Annotated in this window: 17 protein-coding genes and 1 riboswitch; of the genes, 11 read left to right on the top strand and 6 right to left on the bottom strand. The window is 68.8% G+C overall.

The features are described 5' to 3' along the window. Nucleotides 1-116: 116 nt before the first annotated feature. Nucleotides 117-608: a YciE/YciF ferroxidase family protein gene (locus AC5RUP_RS03510; protein ID WP_494093085.1), complete on the bottom strand. Its 492-nt coding sequence runs from the start codon at nucleotides 606-608 to the stop codon at nucleotides 117-119. Nucleotides 609-974: 366 nt separating this feature from the next. On the opposite strand from AC5RUP_RS03510, the gene AC5RUP_RS03515 reads away from it, so the two are divergent. Next, a complete protein-coding gene (locus tag AC5RUP_RS03515) occupies nucleotides 975-1,592 on the top strand; it encodes a TrmH family RNA methyltransferase (RefSeq protein WP_494154285.1) in 618 nt (205 codons plus the stop codon). Nucleotides 1,593-1,908: 316 nt separating this feature from the next. On the opposite strand, the gene AC5RUP_RS03520 is transcribed toward AC5RUP_RS03515, so the two are convergent. Continuing rightward, nucleotides 1,909-2,991: an NUDIX domain-containing protein gene (locus AC5RUP_RS03520; RefSeq protein WP_494158270.1), complete on the bottom strand. Its 1,083-nt coding sequence runs from the start codon at nucleotides 2,989-2,991 to the stop codon at nucleotides 1,909-1,911. 256 nt (nucleotides 2,992-3,247) lie between these two features. Between AC5RUP_RS03520 and fbaA the strand changes: the two genes are divergently transcribed. Continuing rightward, on the top strand, nucleotides 3,248-4,270 hold the full coding sequence (fbaA, locus tag AC5RUP_RS03525; protein ID WP_493977221.1) for a class II fructose-bisphosphate aldolase: 1,023 nt from the start codon (nucleotides 3,248-3,250) through the stop codon (nucleotides 4,268-4,270). Continuing rightward, complete coding sequence (locus AC5RUP_RS03530) at nucleotides 4,271-4,693, top strand: DUF3151 domain-containing protein (RefSeq protein ID WP_494069455.1); 423 nt, start codon at nucleotides 4,271-4,273, stop codon at nucleotides 4,691-4,693. It begins immediately after the preceding gene. Nucleotides 4,694-4,711: 18 nt separating this feature from the next. Here AC5RUP_RS03530 and AC5RUP_RS03535 read toward each other — a convergent pair whose 3' ends face one another. After that, nucleotides 4,712-5,233 (bottom strand): immunity protein CdiI family protein, encoded by a 522-nt coding sequence (locus tag AC5RUP_RS03535; protein ID WP_494153991.1) that lies wholly within the window; start codon nucleotides 5,231-5,233, stop codon nucleotides 4,712-4,714. Nucleotides 5,234-5,404: 171 nt separating this feature from the next. Between AC5RUP_RS03535 and AC5RUP_RS03540 the strand changes: the two genes are divergently transcribed. Continuing rightward, nucleotides 5,405-6,118, top strand: coding sequence for a cyclodeaminase/cyclohydrolase family protein (locus AC5RUP_RS03540; protein ID WP_494153992.1), 714 nt, complete (start codon nucleotides 5,405-5,407; stop codon nucleotides 6,116-6,118). Nucleotides 6,119-6,175: 57 nt separating this feature from the next. Here the strand turns inward: AC5RUP_RS03540 and AC5RUP_RS03545 are convergent, their stop codons facing one another. Both AC5RUP_RS03545 and AC5RUP_RS03550 read right to left on the bottom strand, forming a co-directional pair. Then, a complete protein-coding gene (locus AC5RUP_RS03545) occupies nucleotides 6,176-6,568 on the bottom strand; it encodes a VOC family protein (RefSeq protein ID WP_494133003.1) in 393 nt (130 codons plus the stop codon). Next, complete coding sequence (locus tag AC5RUP_RS03550) at nucleotides 6,565-6,858, bottom strand: ArsR/SmtB family transcription factor (protein ID WP_494069459.1); 294 nt, start codon at nucleotides 6,856-6,858, stop codon at nucleotides 6,565-6,567. The genes AC5RUP_RS03545 and AC5RUP_RS03550 overlap by 4 nt, the downstream gene beginning before the upstream one ends. A 106-nt stretch (nucleotides 6,859-6,964) precedes the next feature. Here AC5RUP_RS03550 and AC5RUP_RS03555 point away from each other — a divergent pair, with 106 nt between their 5' ends. Beyond that, the gene (locus tag AC5RUP_RS03555; protein ID WP_494153993.1) at nucleotides 6,965-7,393 is read left to right on the top strand and encodes an SRPBCC family protein; all 429 of its coding nucleotides are present in this window, start codon (nucleotides 6,965-6,967) and stop codon (nucleotides 7,391-7,393) included. Between the two features lie 103 nt (nucleotides 7,394-7,496). Further along, the gene (locus AC5RUP_RS03560) at nucleotides 7,497-8,117 is read left to right on the top strand and encodes a thymidine kinase (protein ID WP_494074387.1); all 621 of its coding nucleotides are present in this window, start codon (nucleotides 7,497-7,499) and stop codon (nucleotides 8,115-8,117) included. A 137-nt stretch (nucleotides 8,118-8,254) separates the two neighbouring features. Here the strand turns inward: AC5RUP_RS03560 and AC5RUP_RS03565 are convergent, their stop codons facing one another. Next, on the bottom strand, nucleotides 8,255-9,118 hold the full coding sequence (locus AC5RUP_RS03565; protein WP_494153994.1) for a DUF72 domain-containing protein: 864 nt from the start codon (nucleotides 9,116-9,118) through the stop codon (nucleotides 8,255-8,257). Between the two features lie 447 nt (nucleotides 9,119-9,565). Between AC5RUP_RS03565 and AC5RUP_RS03570 the strand changes: the two genes are divergently transcribed. From AC5RUP_RS03570 to AC5RUP_RS03590, 5 genes are all read left to right on the top strand, one after another. Beyond that, on the top strand, nucleotides 9,566-10,855 hold the full coding sequence (locus AC5RUP_RS03570) for an adenylosuccinate synthase (RefSeq protein WP_494069464.1): 1,290 nt from the start codon (nucleotides 9,566-9,568) through the stop codon (nucleotides 10,853-10,855). Nucleotides 10,856-11,117: 262 nt separating this feature from the next. Further along, a riboswitch (TPP riboswitch) is annotated at nucleotides 11,118-11,228 on the top strand. A 32-nt stretch (nucleotides 11,229-11,260) separates the two neighbouring features. After that, entirely contained in the window at nucleotides 11,261-11,932 is a 672-nt protein-coding gene (locus AC5RUP_RS03575; RefSeq protein ID WP_494153995.1) for a YkoF family thiamine/hydroxymethylpyrimidine-binding protein, read from the top strand. A 16-nt stretch (nucleotides 11,933-11,948) separates the two neighbouring features. Then, nucleotides 11,949-12,575 carry an ECF transporter S component gene (locus tag AC5RUP_RS03580; protein ID WP_494150797.1) on the top strand — a complete coding sequence of 209 codons (627 nt, stop codon included), beginning with the start codon at nucleotides 11,949-11,951 and terminating at the stop codon, nucleotides 12,573-12,575. After that, the gene (locus tag AC5RUP_RS03585) at nucleotides 12,562-14,337 is read left to right on the top strand and encodes an ABC transporter ATP-binding protein (protein ID WP_494158271.1); all 1,776 of its coding nucleotides are present in this window, start codon (nucleotides 12,562-12,564) and stop codon (nucleotides 14,335-14,337) included. Before AC5RUP_RS03580 ends, AC5RUP_RS03585 begins: the two co-directional genes overlap by 14 nt. Next, nucleotides 14,334-15,149: an energy-coupling factor transporter transmembrane component T family protein gene (locus AC5RUP_RS03590; protein WP_494158272.1), complete on the top strand. Its 816-nt coding sequence runs from the start codon at nucleotides 14,334-14,336 to the stop codon at nucleotides 15,147-15,149. Before AC5RUP_RS03585 ends, AC5RUP_RS03590 begins: the two co-directional genes overlap by 4 nt. Nucleotides 15,150-15,339: the final 190 nt, after the last annotated feature.

The raw sequence follows: 15,339 nt of genomic DNA on the forward strand, positions 1-15,339 counted from the left end.
CGCGGACACGCCAAGCGGAGCGGCAGGCACGCGAAAGGGAGCGGTGCCGCCCACGCAGCTCCGCTCCCTTTCGCTGTTTACCCGTGCGCCGGCGGCCATCGCGCCGGTTGGCCGCGCTACTTGGCGGCGGCTTCCTGGGCGAGCTTTCGGCCGAACTCGATCAGCTTGTCCCGAGTGCTTTCTTCCTGGCCCAGGATCTGCTGAAGCAGCTCCACGACTTCGGTCTGGCCCTGGGCCTGCGCCGAGGTGATCAGCGTGGTGTAGCAGGCGACCTCATGGTGTTCCGTGTCCAGCGCGCCGGCCACGATGACCATGTCCACCAGGCTCGGGTCCACCTTGTCCAAGGCGGCCTGCGCTTCCTCGGCCAGGCCCTTGCTCACCGGGGAGCGCTGCTCCTTGGCCTCCAAGCCCAAAGCCTTGAAGCATTTTTCGATATACGTGATCTGTTCACGCGTCTCGTCCTGGTGGTGGCTGAGCATGTCCTTCAGCTCTTGGCTCCGTGCAACCTTCTGGTTCTCTTCGAGCATCTTGAGCACGTCATGTTCCGACCGAAGGGCGACGCCCAGCTTGAAAGCGAAAAGTTCCTCGGGGGTGGTCAATTCAGCCATTGAAACTCCTTTTCCGATGGATCGTTATTCAGCATGCTTATCATTCCTGGTTGATCGTTTACAACCCGCTGCAGCTCCGTCGGCGGCTCCCGCCGCGGTCCTTCCGCATCACCCTGCGGCGGCCCTTCCCCGCCACGGTGCCTGAGGCTGCCGTCTGTCCCCTAGGCTTGTGGGGTGGAAGAAAAAGCAGGTGAAACCGGGGCCGGACCGAGGTTGACCGATGGGGTCGGCGAACGGCCGGATACCCCGGCGGACACCCCGAACGGCTCCGAAACCCGCGCGCCGGATGCCGCCCCGAACGGCTCCGAAACCGGCGCGCCGGATGCTGCCCCGAACGGCTCCGAGGCTGGCGGACCGGAGCCGGCCATCGGCGTCGGACCGTGGGAGGGGCCGTTGCCCGATGGCGACCATTGGGACCCGCAGTTGCTGGCCGACGGCGACCGGCGCAACGTGACTGACCAGTACCGCTACTGGAAGCACGAGGCGATCGTCGCTGACCTGGACACCCGCCGGCACAACTTCCACGTGGCCATCGAGAACTGGCAGCACGACCTCAACATCGGCTCCGTGGTGCGGTGCGCCAACGCCTTCCTGGCCAAGGAAGTGCACATCATCGGACGACGGCGGTGGAACCGGCGCGGGGCCATGGTCACCGACCGCTACCAGCACGTCCGGCACCATCCCACCGTGGAGGACTTCGTGGCGTGGGCGCAGGGCGAGGGGCTGCGGATCATCGGGATCGACAACTTCCCCGACTCGGTGCCGCTGGAGACTTACGACCTCCCGGAGAACGCCGTGCTGGTGTTCGGGCAGGAGGGGCCCGGGCTGACCCCGGAGGTCCACGCCGCAGCCGACGCCACGCTGTCCATCGCGCAATTCGGCTCGACCCGGTCGATCAATGCCTCAGCCGCCGCGGCCATCGCGATGCACGCGTGGGTTCGGCGCCACGTTTTCGCCCAGCCGGTAATTCCGACTGCCCCTTAGCGTTAAGGCCACGCGTCCCGACCTGTGTCCGGCTGAGTCCGATACGCGTCCGGCCTGTCTCCGGCGTCGGGTAGCAGGCCGCGCTCGGTCCCGTAGCTAACTTCCCATGTATAGCCGTATCTCCCCATGTTTCGGGCTGTCCATCTGCCCCTGACGTGCGGAAACGTTCTGGGGGCCGTCCCAAACGTGGGAGCGAAGGGAGTGGGTGCAGGGGCGGGCCGGGCGCCGCTGCGGGCGGCCGGGCGGCGTTGACCGGCGGTTTCAGGGGGTGGCGCGTCGTCGTCGGCGGTTTCAGGAGTGAGGCGGGAGCCAGCAGTCAGCCGAGCAGCTCCAGTAATGCTCCGGCGCCGACGGTGCGGGCGCCGAGGGCTCCAACCCGTTCGCGCAGCCCGCGGTCGGAGCTGACCACGGTCACCGGCGCCTCCGGATCCGTGCCGAAGGCCTTCTCCACCTGGGCCACAATCTCGTCGTCGCCCGACCCGGCAGCATGCACCACTTCCAACTCCACACCTCGGCGGCGCGCTGCCGAGGCCTGCGCTGCTGTTTCGCCATCCTGCGCCGTCGCCGGGGAAGTCGCCGGGAAGTCCGCGGCGACGCCGGCCCGCGCCCGGTTCGCCCCGCCGTCGCGCCCACCCGGGCTTGCCCCATCCACCGGGCGTGCCTGCCCGTCCGGGCTCCCCGCGCCTGCCGGGCCCGCCAGCCCAGCGGGGACGGCCTCCTTCGCGGCGCCCTCCAGTACGACGACGGTGCGCGGCCACACCGTGCCGGCGGGCACTTCCAGCAGGCCCGCGGGAAGCCCCGCCGCCAGGCTGGCGTGGAGCGATGAAAGCAGCCGGCGGGCGGCGCCGGGGCGGTCCTTCCACCAGCCGTCCGGCCGGGAGCCGACCACGTTCGCCGCGTCGACCACGAGCACCGGCGGGTGCTCCAGCAGCGTGCGGAGCCGAGGCCATGCCTCGCCAAAGTGCGGGTGCAGCGGCAACTGGTCCACCTCGTCCAGCGGGACCCAGGCCAGGGCCAGGCTCTCGGCGTCGGTGATTTCCGGTTCGAACGGGCGGACGGTCCTGGCTGCGGCGGTGGTGTAGGACCAGAAGCCCAGGTCCAGGACGGTAGTGAACAGCGGGGCCAGCGCGTCGAGCGGGACGTCGGCTTCCTCGTTGGCCTCGCGCAGAGCGGCATCGACGGCAGGTTCGTCCTGATGCCTCGCCCCGCCGGGGATTCCCCAGGTGCCGCCGAAATGGCTCCACTTTGCGCGGTGCTGGAGCAGGATGCCGCGCTCGCGGTCCACCGCCAGCAGCCCGGCGGAGCCGAACCGGCCCCACATCCGGGTACCGTCCGGCCCCTCCACCCAGGCGTCGCCGGGATCGCGCGGACCGTGGAATGGCGGCGGAGTTTCAGTCATGATTCCAGCTTGCCACGGTCGGCGGCGTGAGGTGGAGGGCGAGGAGCGGCCCGTGGCGGCGTCAGGTGGAAGGCGAGGCCCGGACCGTGGCGCGGCCCGGCCGAGGTTGCAAGCGAGCAACGGCCCGTCGTCCCCGCCGGCCGACGGGGGTAACCCGGCTTCACAGTCGTCGCGGCGGCTGCTGCCCCGACACGAGTCGATAGGATGGGCTCAGAGGCAACGCCTTCGAATCCGTATCGCTAGCCAAGGAGTCAGCATGCCCGTTGCAACCCCTGAGATCTACGCCGACATGATCGACCGCGCCAAGGCGGGCGGCTTCGCCTACCCTGCGATCAACGTGACCTCCTCGCAGACCCTCAACGCTGCCCTGCAGGGCTTTGCCGACGCCGGTTCCGACGGCATCATCCAGGTGTCCACCGGCGGCGCCGCCTACTGGTCCGGCGCCGGGGTCAAGGACATGGTCGCCGGCTCCCTGGGCTTCGCGGCCTTCGCCCGCGAAGTCGCCAAGAAGTACCCGGTCAACGTGGCGCTGCACACCGACCACTGCCCGAAGGACAAGCTGGACGGCTTCGTGCTGCCGCTGCTGGCCGAGTCCGAGGCTGCCGTCAAGCGCGGCGAGGACCCGATCTTCCAGTCGCACATGTGGGACGGGTCGGCCGAGACGCTGGAGGAGAACCTGCGCATCGCCGAGGACCTGCTGGCCCGCACCGCCGCGGCCAAGATCATCCTGGAAGTGGAAATCGGCACCGTCGGCGGCGAGGAAGACGGCGTCGAAAACGAGATCAACGAAAAGCTCTACACCACGGTCGACGACGGCCTGAAGACCATCGAGGCGCTCGGCGCGGGGGAGAAGGGCCGCTACATCACCGCGCTGACCTTCGGCAACGTGCACGGCGTGTACAAGCCGGGCGGCGTGAAGCTGCGTCCCGAGCTGCTCAAGCAGATCCAGGCCGAGGTCGGTGCCAAGATCGGCAAGACCAATCCGTTCGACCTGGTCTTCCACGGCGGCTCCGGCTCCTCCGAGCAGGAGATCGCCGACGCCGTGGCCTACGGCGTCATCAAGATGAACGTGGATACCGATACCCAGTACGCCTTCACCCGCCCGGTCGCCGGCCACATGTTCAGCAATTACGACGGCGTGCTGAAGGTGGACGGCGAGGTCGGCAACAAGAAGGCCTACGACCCGCGTGTCTGGGGCGCCGCCGCCGAGAAGTCGATGGCCGCCCGGGTCGTCGAGGCCGCTGAGCGCCTGGGCTCGGCCGGAAAGTCGGTGAAGTAAGTGACCGAATCGTTCCGCACCAACCTGCTGGGCCCGGAGCCAACCTACCTGCCGGAGGAGACCGACGTCCTAGCCCGGCTGGAGGCCGGCGACGAAGCCTTGGACCTGGCCGCGAAGTTCCCCACCTCCTCGCTGGTCTGGGCGATCCTTGCCGACGAGGCCTACTCCGAGGGCCGGACCATCGAGTCGTACGCCTACGCCCGCGTGGGCTACCACCGCGGCCTGGACGCCCTGCGCCGGGCGGGCTGGCGCGGAGCCGGCCCCATCCCCTGGGAGCATGAGCCCAACCGCGGCTTCCTGCGCGCGCTCTACGCGCTGGGCCGCGCCGCCGGCGCGATCGGAGAGGCGGAAGAAGTGGACCGGATCGGCAAGTTCCTGGCCGACTCGGACCCCACCGCCCGGGCGGCCATCGAAGGCGCCTGATCAGCACGGCCGCTTGGACTATTCGTCCGGGCGGCCGTCGTTTTTTCCAGTCTTACCCGGGCGGAAGACGGCTTCGGATCTCGGGGCGTAGGCATACCAGTCGCCCGCCCCGCCGCTGGGGCCGTCCTCGGCCCTTAGGCGCGCCAGCCGTTCCCGGTTTTCGCTCAGGGCAGCGACCCGCTGGCGAAAGGCTCTGGCTGCGGCAGGAGAGCCGGGCCCGCTGCCGCGGAACCGGCTCACGCCCGGACCTTCCTCGTACGACTGGAACTCCACCGCAAAGGCCTCGCCCAGTTCCCCGGCCACACGCTGGGCCAACCGTATTCCGTCCCGGGTGAACTGCGCGGCCAGTTCCGGCGTTCTCCACTCCAAGTCGACGACGGCGTCATAGTAGCCCTGCTCCCAACGCCGAAGGTCCTGGATCAGGCGAGGAGTCAGGCCGGAGGCCGCGTAGTCCACGGGACCGCCGAGCCAGAGAACGGTATCCGCGTAGTCCGGGAACAGACGCACTACCGGAACACTTATGGCCTCATCCGGGTTCATGCGCTGACTCTATCGCCCCGTGCCAACGGGCCTGCCATGACCGGGCTCGGGGCGCTGGCGCTTCACGCTCCAGCGCCTGCCCCTTCCCAGGCGGACGAACCTTCGGCATGATGCGTGAATGGGAATGAAAGCTTTCGAGACAGCTGTAGCAGCAACAGCGGGGCCAGGAATATGACGGGTTCGGAGACCATCGACGAGTACCTGGGCCGGCTCGGTTCCAACCAGCCAACGCCCGGCGCCGGAGCGGTCGGTGCGATCCACGCGGCGCAGGCAGCGGCGCTGATCGGCATGGTGACGCGGTTTACCGAGCGGAGCGCGGCGAAGGACAACGACGGCGGTGGCTCGGCAGGCTCGGCTGGCAAAGGCGGCTCCACGGGCTCAGCGCGCAACGACGGCGGTGCGTCCGCCGGCTCCAGCCCGGATCCGGACCTGGAGGCCATACTGGCCGAGGCCGGCGAACTGACCCGGGCGGCGGTGCACGCGGCGGTGTCCGACGAGGAGAAGTTCCGCAGGGTCGTCGACTGCTACAAGCTCCCGACCGCAACGGACGACGAACGCAGCCGTCGCAGCTCGGCCATCCGGGAAGCGCTCGTGGAGGCGACGCTCCCGGCGAGGGCCCAGCTGGACCTGGCCTCCGCCGTCGTGCGCCTGGGCACAGAGCTGGTGGGCGTGTGCAATCCAAACGTGCTGAGCGACATTGCCGTGGCCGCCGAAGCGGCGCGGGCCGCCGCGGCGACGGCGCGGATCACGGTCGAGGCCAATCTGACGTCCATCCGGGAGGACTCCATCCAGGAGTCGCTGCAAGACCACACGCAGAAGGCGGACGACGTGGTGCGCCGCGCCGAGGAGTTGTCAGCGTCGGTCCGGCGCCGCGTCCTGGACTAAACGAGCGCCATCGACAGGGCACGACTCCGCCGCGGGCTTGACGGAGCGAGGCCCCGGCTACGCCTCCTTCATGCTGGCGATTTGAATGAGGTTGCCGCAGGTGTCGTCCAACACGGCCGTGACAACCGGTCCCATGTCGGCCGGCTCCTGAACGAACTGCACTCCCAGCGCTGTCAGGCGCTCGTACTCAGCGTGCACGTCGTCGACCCCGAAGCTGTTGAAGGGGATGCCGTCGGCGACCAGGGCTTCCTTGAACGGCTTGACCGCCGGATGGCCGGAGGGTTCCAGGAGCAGTTCCACGCCGTCCGGGGCCGAGGGTGAGACAACGGTCAGCCACCGGTCGTCGCCTACTGGCACATCGTTCTTGAGCTGGAACCCCAGCTTCTCGGTGTAAAACTCCAGGGCTTTCTGCTGGTCGTCAACAAAAACGCTGGTTGTCGTGATGATCATGATGATTCCTTCGAAGACGGCGGGAGATTGGCTAGCCATTCCCTCGCGGGGGTGAGCGGGGCGGTGTTCAGATGGTGGATGGTGGTGCGTCCACGATTGCTGGCGGTCACCAGGCCGGCCTCGCGCAGGATCGCGAGATGCTTGGTGACAGCCTGACGGGTGATCGCGAGATGGTGGTTGTTGATCAGGCGCACGGTCAGCTCGAACAGCGTCTGGTCGTTGTGCGCGGCCAGTTCGTCCAGCAAAATCCGCCGAGTCGGATGACTTAAGGCTTGGAAGACCGTGTCCACCCGTCCATAATAGGCAACCCCTAGGTTGCCAATCAAGGGGGCGGGTTTTCTTGGCGCTCGGCCGCGTGGTCTTTCGCCGCGGCAGCCGGGCAGGCATGATGCAGGTATGGGTGCGACCACGGCATTCACGGCCTCCGAGCAGGTCTTTGTGCCACCGGCGCGGGCCTGGGCGCTGTTGACGGATTGGGCCGCTGCGCCCGCATGGATGCCCGGCGTGAACGAGATGCACGCCGAGGGGCCGCTGGCGGTCGGCCAAACCATCAGCTTCCGCTCCCAGGGCCACGAGCGCAGCAGCACGGTGACCGAGCTCGACGTCGGCCGCAGCATCACCATTACCTCGTCGCAGGGGGACGTGCGGGCCGACTACCGCTATGAACTGGACGGCGAGGCCGGGGCGACCCGGCTGACGCTGACCGCCGACGTCGTGGTGAGCGAGGAACTGGCCGCCATGGCAGAACAGATCCGCCGGGCGATCGCGGAGGCCGACTCTGGCCAACTGGCCAGCTTCAAGCAATTTGCGGAAGCGGCACCGTGATCCCGGTGGTGTCCTTCGCGGGAGCCGCGCGCCGACACTCCTGCCGCCCACCCGGCTTCCGGCTCAGTAGAATCGACTGCTGGGACCGCTTGAAAGGACTGTGTTGGCCAAGCTCTACTTCCGCTACGGGGCGATGAACTCCGGCAAATCCACCGGACTGCTCCAAGTAGCCTTCAACTATGAGGAGCGCGGGCAGCGCGTGCTGCTGGCCAAGCCGCAGATGGACACCAAGGGGGACAGCAAGATCGTCTCCCGGCTGGGCATGGCCCGGGACGTGGACTTCCTGATCCGCCCGGGCGAATCCGTGCGCGAACACTTCGGCCGGGTGGCCGCCGGCGAGGACCCCGAAGCCCTCCTGGAACATGTGGACGTGCAGCCGGTGGCCTGCCTGCTGGTGGACGAGGCACAGTTCCTGGAACCGGAACAGATCGACGACCTGTTCCGCATCGCGGTGATGGACAACGTTCCGGTGCTGGCCTATGGCATCCGCACCGACTTCCGCACTCAGGCCTTCCCGGGTGCCCGGAGGCTGCTGGAAATCTCGCACTCCCTCGAGGAGCTGAAGACCATCTGCCGCTGCGGCCGCAAGGCAGTCTTTAACACGCGCCGCGTGGGCGGGGAAATTGTGTTCGACGGCGAGCAGGTCGCCATCGACGGCGAGGACGTCTGGTACGAATCGCTCTGCGGCACCTGTTATCTTGAGGCCTCGGGCGGTGCGCTCTAGGTCTGGCTGCGGTGGCGCAGCCCCGTCACGGGCCGGCTGGAATGCCGAGCCGTCCGGCCGGCCGTTCTTCCAGCCGCCGGGTCACTGGCCGGCTGGAATGCCCGGCCATTCTGCCAGCTGTTCTGCCAGCAGCCGGGTCATCGGCCCGCTGGAATGCCGAGCCGTTCGGCCAGCCCGATCGCGTTGAACGGTGCGTGGACCTTGACGTCGTTGTCGAAGTACACGTAGGCATCCCTGCCCGCGCCGTCGGGGCAGCCCGAGCCGTCCAGCCATCCGCCGACCGTCGAGGCCAGCCGGTCCAGGTCTTCGTCCCGGTAACCGCTGACGTAGAGTTCGTCCTTTCCGTGCAGCCGGACGTAGGCGAAGTCGGCCGTGATCTCGTCCAACATCGGCCACTTTCCGGCGCTGTCGGCCAGCACCAGGGCCGTGTTGTGCCGGCGCAGTTGGTCGTAGAACTCCTCGTTGATGAACGTGGTGCTGCGGATCTCGAGGGCGTGGCGCAGCGGCCGGTCGGCGCCGCCGTCGGGGATCCAGGTCCTGTCCTTCATCAGTTCGGTGTGCCCGGCGGCCAAGGCGGCGGCAGCGTGCGTGCTGCGCGGCAGTTGGACCAGGAACTTCTCCATCACCTCGGCGTCGTAGTTGGCGCGTTCGGGCAGCTGCCACAGGAACGGTCCGAGCTTTTCGCCCAGGCCCAGGACCCCCGATGCGTAGAAATTCGCCAAGGCGTCCCGGACGTCCTTCAGGCCCTTCATGTGGGTGATGTACCGCCCGCCCTTGACCGCGAACACGAAGTCCGAAGGCGTCTCGGCGTGCCACTGCCGGAAGCTGGAGGGGCGCTGCAGCGAATAGAAGGTGCCGTTGATTTCGACTGAATTCAGGCGGCCGGAGGCATATTCCAGCTCGCGGCGCTGGGGCAGGCCCTTCGGGTAGAACGTGCCGCGCCACCGCGGGTATCGCCAGCCGGAAATGCCGATCCGTGCCATCGGTTGAGAGGCGGCCATGTCCCGCAGGCTACCCGGCCCCGGCGGTGCAGGCCAGAGCAAGCCGCCCTCCGCCGTCGTGCTGTGGGGCGTTGCGTATCCGTTGAAGCGCTGCCGTAGCCGGGCACGAGAGCCTTCGCCTGATCGAGTGGTGAGAAGATGCAGCCAAACGGCCGGTTTCGCTGCATCTTCCCGCCACTCGAATCTGGCGTCCCGGTTTCGGCTGGGCTCGACGTCGAGCGACGGGCCGCTCCCGGGAGCCGCATGGCCCGCCACCGCGCACCGGTTTCCGCCCCGAAACCGCATCCGGCCCCGCGGATTCCGGTCGATTGTGGCCCATCCGCTAAACTTGGCGGGTAAGAGCCCCAAATACTCCATCCGGAGTGAGGGGCGTTCTCATGCGCGGCAGCGGCTCCTTGATGTGCAGTCTGTCCGGGGCTTCCGCCGCATCGAATGGGGGAGGATCCCATGCCAGCAATTGTGATCGTCGGAGCCCAGTGGGGCGACGAAGGAAAAGGCAAGGCTACCGACCTGCTCGGCGGCCGCGTGGATTACGTGGTTAAGCCGAACGGCGGCAACAACGCCGGGCACACCGTCGTCGTCGGCGGGGAGAAGTACGAGCTGAAGCTGTTGCCGGCCGGCATCCTGTCCCCCAACGCCACTCCGATCATCGGCAACGGCTGCGTGGTCAACCTGGAGGCCCTCTTCGAGGAGATCGACGGGCTCGAGGCCCGCGGCGCGGACACCTCGCGGCTGCGCGTCTCGGCCAACGCCCACCTGGTGGCCCCGTTCCACCAGACCATGGACAAGGTGACCGAACGCTTCCTGGGCAAGCGCGCGATCGGCACCACGGGCCGGGGCATCGGCCCCGCCTACATGGACAAGGTGGCCCGGCTGGGCATCCGCGTGCAGGACGTGTTCGACGAATCGATCCTGCGGCAGAAGGTCGAAGGCTCGCTGCGGCAGAAGAACGAACTGCTGGTCAAGGTCTACAACCGCCGGGACGTGCACGTCGAGGAGGTCGTGGAGTACTTCCTCTCCTTCGCCGAGCGGCTGCGCCCGATGGTCATCGACTCCACCTACGTGCTGAACAAGGCGCTGGACGAGGGCAAGGTCGTACTGATGGAGGGCGGACAGGCAACGTTCCTGGACGTGGACCACGGCACCTACCCGTTCGTGACCTCCTCCAACCCGACCGCCGGCGGCGCGTCCGTGGGCTCGGGCATCGGCCCCACCCGGATCAACCGTGTGGTGGGCATCATCAAGGCATACACCACCCGCGTGGGCGCCGGGCCGTTCCCCACCGAGCTGTTCGATGACATGGGCGAGTACCTGCAGAAGAAGGGCGGGGAGTTCGGCGTGAACACCGGCCGGCCGCGGCGCTGCGGCTGGTACGACGCCGTGCTGGCCCGCCACGCCGCCCGGGTCAACGGCTTCACCGACTACTTCGTGACCAAGCTGGACGTCCTCACCGGCATCGAACAGATCCCGGTCTGCGTCGCCTACGACGTGGACGGCATCCGGCACGACGAAATGCCGATGACCCAGACCGAGTTCCACCACGCCAAGCCGATCTTCGAGTACTTCGAGGGCTGGACCGAGGACATCACCGGCGCCAGAACCCTGGAAGACCTGCCCGAGAACGCCCGCAACTACGTGCTGGCGCTCGAAAAGCTCTCCGGCACCCGGTTCTCCGCCATCGGCGTTGGCCCCGACCGCGACCAGACCATCGTGGTGCGGGACCTGATCAACGAATAGCAGGACCAATGACGGCGGTGCGTCCGGTTCGGCGTCGGGCCGTCACCGCTGGATGACGACGGCGGGGCGATCGGTTCGGCGTCGGGCCGTTACCGCTGGATGACGACGGCGGTGCGTCCGGTTCGGTGTCGGGCCGTTACCGCTGGATGACGACGGCGGGGGCGCGGGCAGTGATGTCCGCGCCCCCGCCGCATCCCCGCCTTCACAGCCCCTTTCAAGCCGTTGAAACCTTTCGCCACTACCGCGCCCGATGGGTTAGACTCGTGGGCAACACGGGAGTCCGGTGAGCCGGGCTGAGAGGAAACTTCTCAAGTTTCGACCGTCGAACCTGATCTGGATCATGCCAGCGCAGGGACGTTGACTCTTTACTACCCGTGCCCCGTTTAACAAACCTAAGGGCGCGACATGCGAACATCAGACTCGATCGTCACAGCGACGAACACCCCCATTGCTGCCGTCGGCAGCGACAAGTTCACCGCCACTCCCCGCGAGTTCGGCGTGGGCGCGAGATTGACCCTGGCGGTCATGGCCGACAACTACGCCGACGTCATCCTGGCGGCACTGGGCCAGGCCGACTCCACCGGCCTCGACGTGCAGACCGGCAAGGTGAGCACCTACCTGACCGGCGCCGAGCAGGATGTGCTGCGCTACCTGAGCCAGGTCATTGCCGCGGCGGGACGCACCGGGGCGCATGTCTCGGCCTCCGTGCTCCTGTCCCGGGGCTGCCCGGGCGGGGTCAGCTGCGAGATACCCGAGGGCGGCGCGGCCCTGTACTCCGAGATCCCGGAACTGGAACCCACGGGAATCGAGGCCGCCGCCGACTGGGCGCTTTACCCCCTGGCCGACGGCGGTACCGGCGGCGCCTCGGCGGACCACATGCGCGATATCTACGCCGCCATCGACTACGCCAAGTCCACGGGCGTCGTGGTGCAGGCGGAGCATTTCGTCACCCGCTTGGACGGCGACGTCGCCCAGGTGCTGCAGACCATTGCCGCCGGCTGGATCCTGGTGGGCCGGTCCGTCCAGCACGTGACGACCCACGCCACGCTCTCCATCAACAGCCCCAGCGCCTCCTGAAGCGGAAGGACCAGTCATGCCATCATCGACTTCGCAGCAGCATGCCCTCCCGCGCGGTGCCTGGACCCTGAAGGACCTCGTCCTCCTGGTTGTCCTGGGCGTCGTCTTCGGTTTCCTCTACTGGGTCTTCGTCCAGGCCTGGACTGCCCTGTCCCTGCTGATGGGCCCGGCCGGAGACCTGTCGCAGCACTTCCTGGCCGGAAGCTGGCTGCTGGTGGCTCCGATCGCCATCGCCATCGTCCAACGTCCCTTCGCCGGCGTCCTGGCCGAGGTTTTGGCCTCGGTGATAGAGGTGGTGTTCCTGGGCTCCGCCGTCGGTCCGCTGCTCTTCATCGCGGCCGCCATTCAGGGCATTGGCAGCGAGATCCCGTTCGCGGCCACCCGCTACCGTTCCTACGGCTGGCTTACCTACGCCCTGTCCGGGCTGTTCGGCGCCGGTCTGGTCTTCTTCTATTCGGCCTTCCGGTCCGGCTGGTACGGCCAGGACTTGTTCTGGACCCGCCTGGTCATCCACCTGATCTCCGGTGTAATTGTGGGCGGGCTGCTGGGCAAGATCATCGTCGACGGGCTGGCGAAGACCGGCGTGGTGGATAACTTTGCGATTGGCCGCGCCCGGCTGGGCACAACCGATGCGCACCGCTGACCCGGTCCTGGAGCTCGATGACGTATCCGTAGGCTTCCCCCGGCGGGACACGGCCGTGCTGCGCAACATCACGCTGCGGCTTGGGTTCGGGGAACACCTGATCGTGTTCGGGGCTTCCGGGTCGGGTAAGTCCACGCTGCTGCAGGCGGTCACGGGGGTGGTCCCGCACTCGGTGGTCGCCACCCTGGCCGGCACGGTGTCGGTGAACGGCGTGGCCACCACCGATTCCTCGGTCGCCGAGCTTTCCCGGCACGTCGGCGTGCTGGCCCAGGATCCCTCCTCCGGAGTCTGCCTTCCCGACGTCGAACAGGAGCTGGCGCTGCCGCTGGAGAACCGCGCGGTGCCTCCGGAGGAGATATCCGCACGGATCGACGCCGCGCTGGCCTCCGTTGGTGCCGCCGGCCTGCGCGGCCGCCCGACAGCCCAGCTGTCCGGCGGAGAAGGCCAGCGGGTGGCGCTGGCCGCGAGCCTCATCGCCGAACCGGACCTGCTGCTGCTCGACGAACCCACCTCCATGCTGGACCCGGCAGGCCTGGCCGCGGTGCGGGACGCCGTCAGCGCTGCCACGGCCGCCTACGGGCCGGCAGTGGTGCTGGTCGAACACCGGCTGGACGACTACGCCGGCGTGGCCGGCATAGCCGGCCTGCCGCGCCGGGCGGTCGTCCTGGGCGACGCGGGCCAGGTCCTGGCCGACGGCGCGACCGCCGACGTGCTGGGGACCCATGCCGTCCAGCTGAACACGGCCGGATGCTGGCTGCCGCTGGAGACGGAATTGCTGGCCGTCACCGGCCGGCCCGGCGGCCTCGGCGCGCCCGACGTCTGTTCGGACCTGCGGCAGCTGGCGGCGCCGGACCCCGAGGACGTAACCCCGCCTGTCCCCGAGGGGGAGGCCGCGGTGCCCGCTGCCGCGGTGCCCGCGACCGGCGAGACGGTGCTGGCCGCCGAGAGCCTGTCCGTCTCGCGGACGATGCCCGGGCGGAAGAAGCGCCGGAATGCAGGCGATGTCCCGCCGGAGGCTGCGATTCTTAAGGATGTGACGCTCCGGTTGAGGCGCGGCGAAATCGCGGCCCTGCTGGGAGCGAACGGGGCCGGCAAAACCTCCTTGCTGCTCACCTTGGCCCGGCTCCTTCCGCCGGCGGCCGGAACCGTCGGCGGGGAACGTCCGGGGATGGTGTTCCAGAATCCCGAGCACCAGTTCGTGGCGCACACCGTCCGGGACGAAGTCCGGCACGGCCTTCCCGACGCCCCCGCCGAACGGTTCGGGCGTCTCCTGGCGCGGCACCGGCTCACCCATGTGGCGGACCAGAGCCCCTTCCGGTTGTCGGGCGGCGAGAAGCGCCGCCTGAGCGTGGCGGCCATGCTGGCCCACGAGCGGCCCGCGCTCCTGGCCGATGAACCCACGTTCGGCCTCGACCGGCGGGACACCATCGCCACGGTGGCAGCCTTCCGGGATGCCGCCGCCGCTGGCCGCGGCATCCTCTTCTCCAGCCATGACCTGCGGACCGTCGCCACGCTGGCCGACCGGGCCATCGTGATCGCGGACCGAAAGGTGATTGCCGACGGCCCCGTCTTCGACATCCTGCGCGACCCCGCCGTCCTGCACCGCGCCGGCCTGCGGCTACCACCGCTGATCGACTGGCTGCTGGCCGAGTTCGCCTCCGCGGACGAGATCCGGCGCGTCCTCGACCGGCTCGATGCCGCCGTTACCGGCGGCGTTACCCGCGCCGGTGCCGCGCACCCGCAGATCGGCAGCCGGGCATGAGCGCGGACTTCGCCGCCGGCCCGGCTTCCGCCGTCGTCGGCGGCGTCCTGGCCCGGCGCAATCCCACCATCAAGCTCGCGCTCCTGTTCGTCGTGTCGCTGGCCCTGGTCTTCATTTTCGATCCGGTGACGCCCGCCGTCCTCTACCTGGTGGCCCTGGCCGCGGTCGCCGCCTCCACGCGCCTGAGGCTGAGGACTATGGCGCTGGCGCACGTGCCCTTCGTCGCCTTCGGGCTGGGGGTTTTCATGGTCAATGCGCTGAGCCGGCCCGGCGAGGTGTTATGGACCTCCGGGCCGCTGCGGATCACGGTCGAAGGCCTCGCCGTCGGCGGTTCCCTGGCCCTGCGCACCCTGGTCATCGGGATCCTGGCCATCGGTTTCCTCGCCTCGACCGACGGCGTCGCGCTGATGGGCAGCCTGCACCAGCACGCCGGGCTCGGGCCCCGGATCACCTACGCCGTCCTGGCCGGGTACCGCATGCTGCAGGAGATGCCGCGGGAGTGGCTGACCATTCGGCAGGCCCACGCCGTCCGGGCCCGGCTCCGTCCGGACGGCTCACTGCCGCGCGGCCTGCGCGCCTACGGGAACGCGGCGTTTGCCCTGCTGGTCGTCTCCGTGCGCAAGGGCGAGCGGATGGCCCAGGCGCTGGAGTCGCGGGGCCTGGGCCTGAGCCCGCGGACCATCTGGCGGAAAATCCCGCTGAGCAGGGCGGACTGGCTGATGGTTGCCGGCGTCCTGGGGGTTCTCGCGGCCATCCTGCTCACCAGCCATGCCCTGGGGTACCTGGCCGGCTTCGAAGCGCTCGTGAACTGAGGCGCCGCTCGTGAACTGAGACGCCGCTCGACGACCGGCCTGCCCGTATGCCCTGGCCGGCCCATGAACGCCGCGGGATCCGTCATGAGTGCTGCGGGACCTGCCCTGCTTGCCGCGGGATCTGCCCGCGGCCAGCGCGTTCGGGCCCGCCGCCTGTCGCAGGGCAGGGCCGCGGCGTAACATGCTCGTC

It is taken from the genome of Arthrobacter sp. Y3223151, from assembly GCF_059091125.1.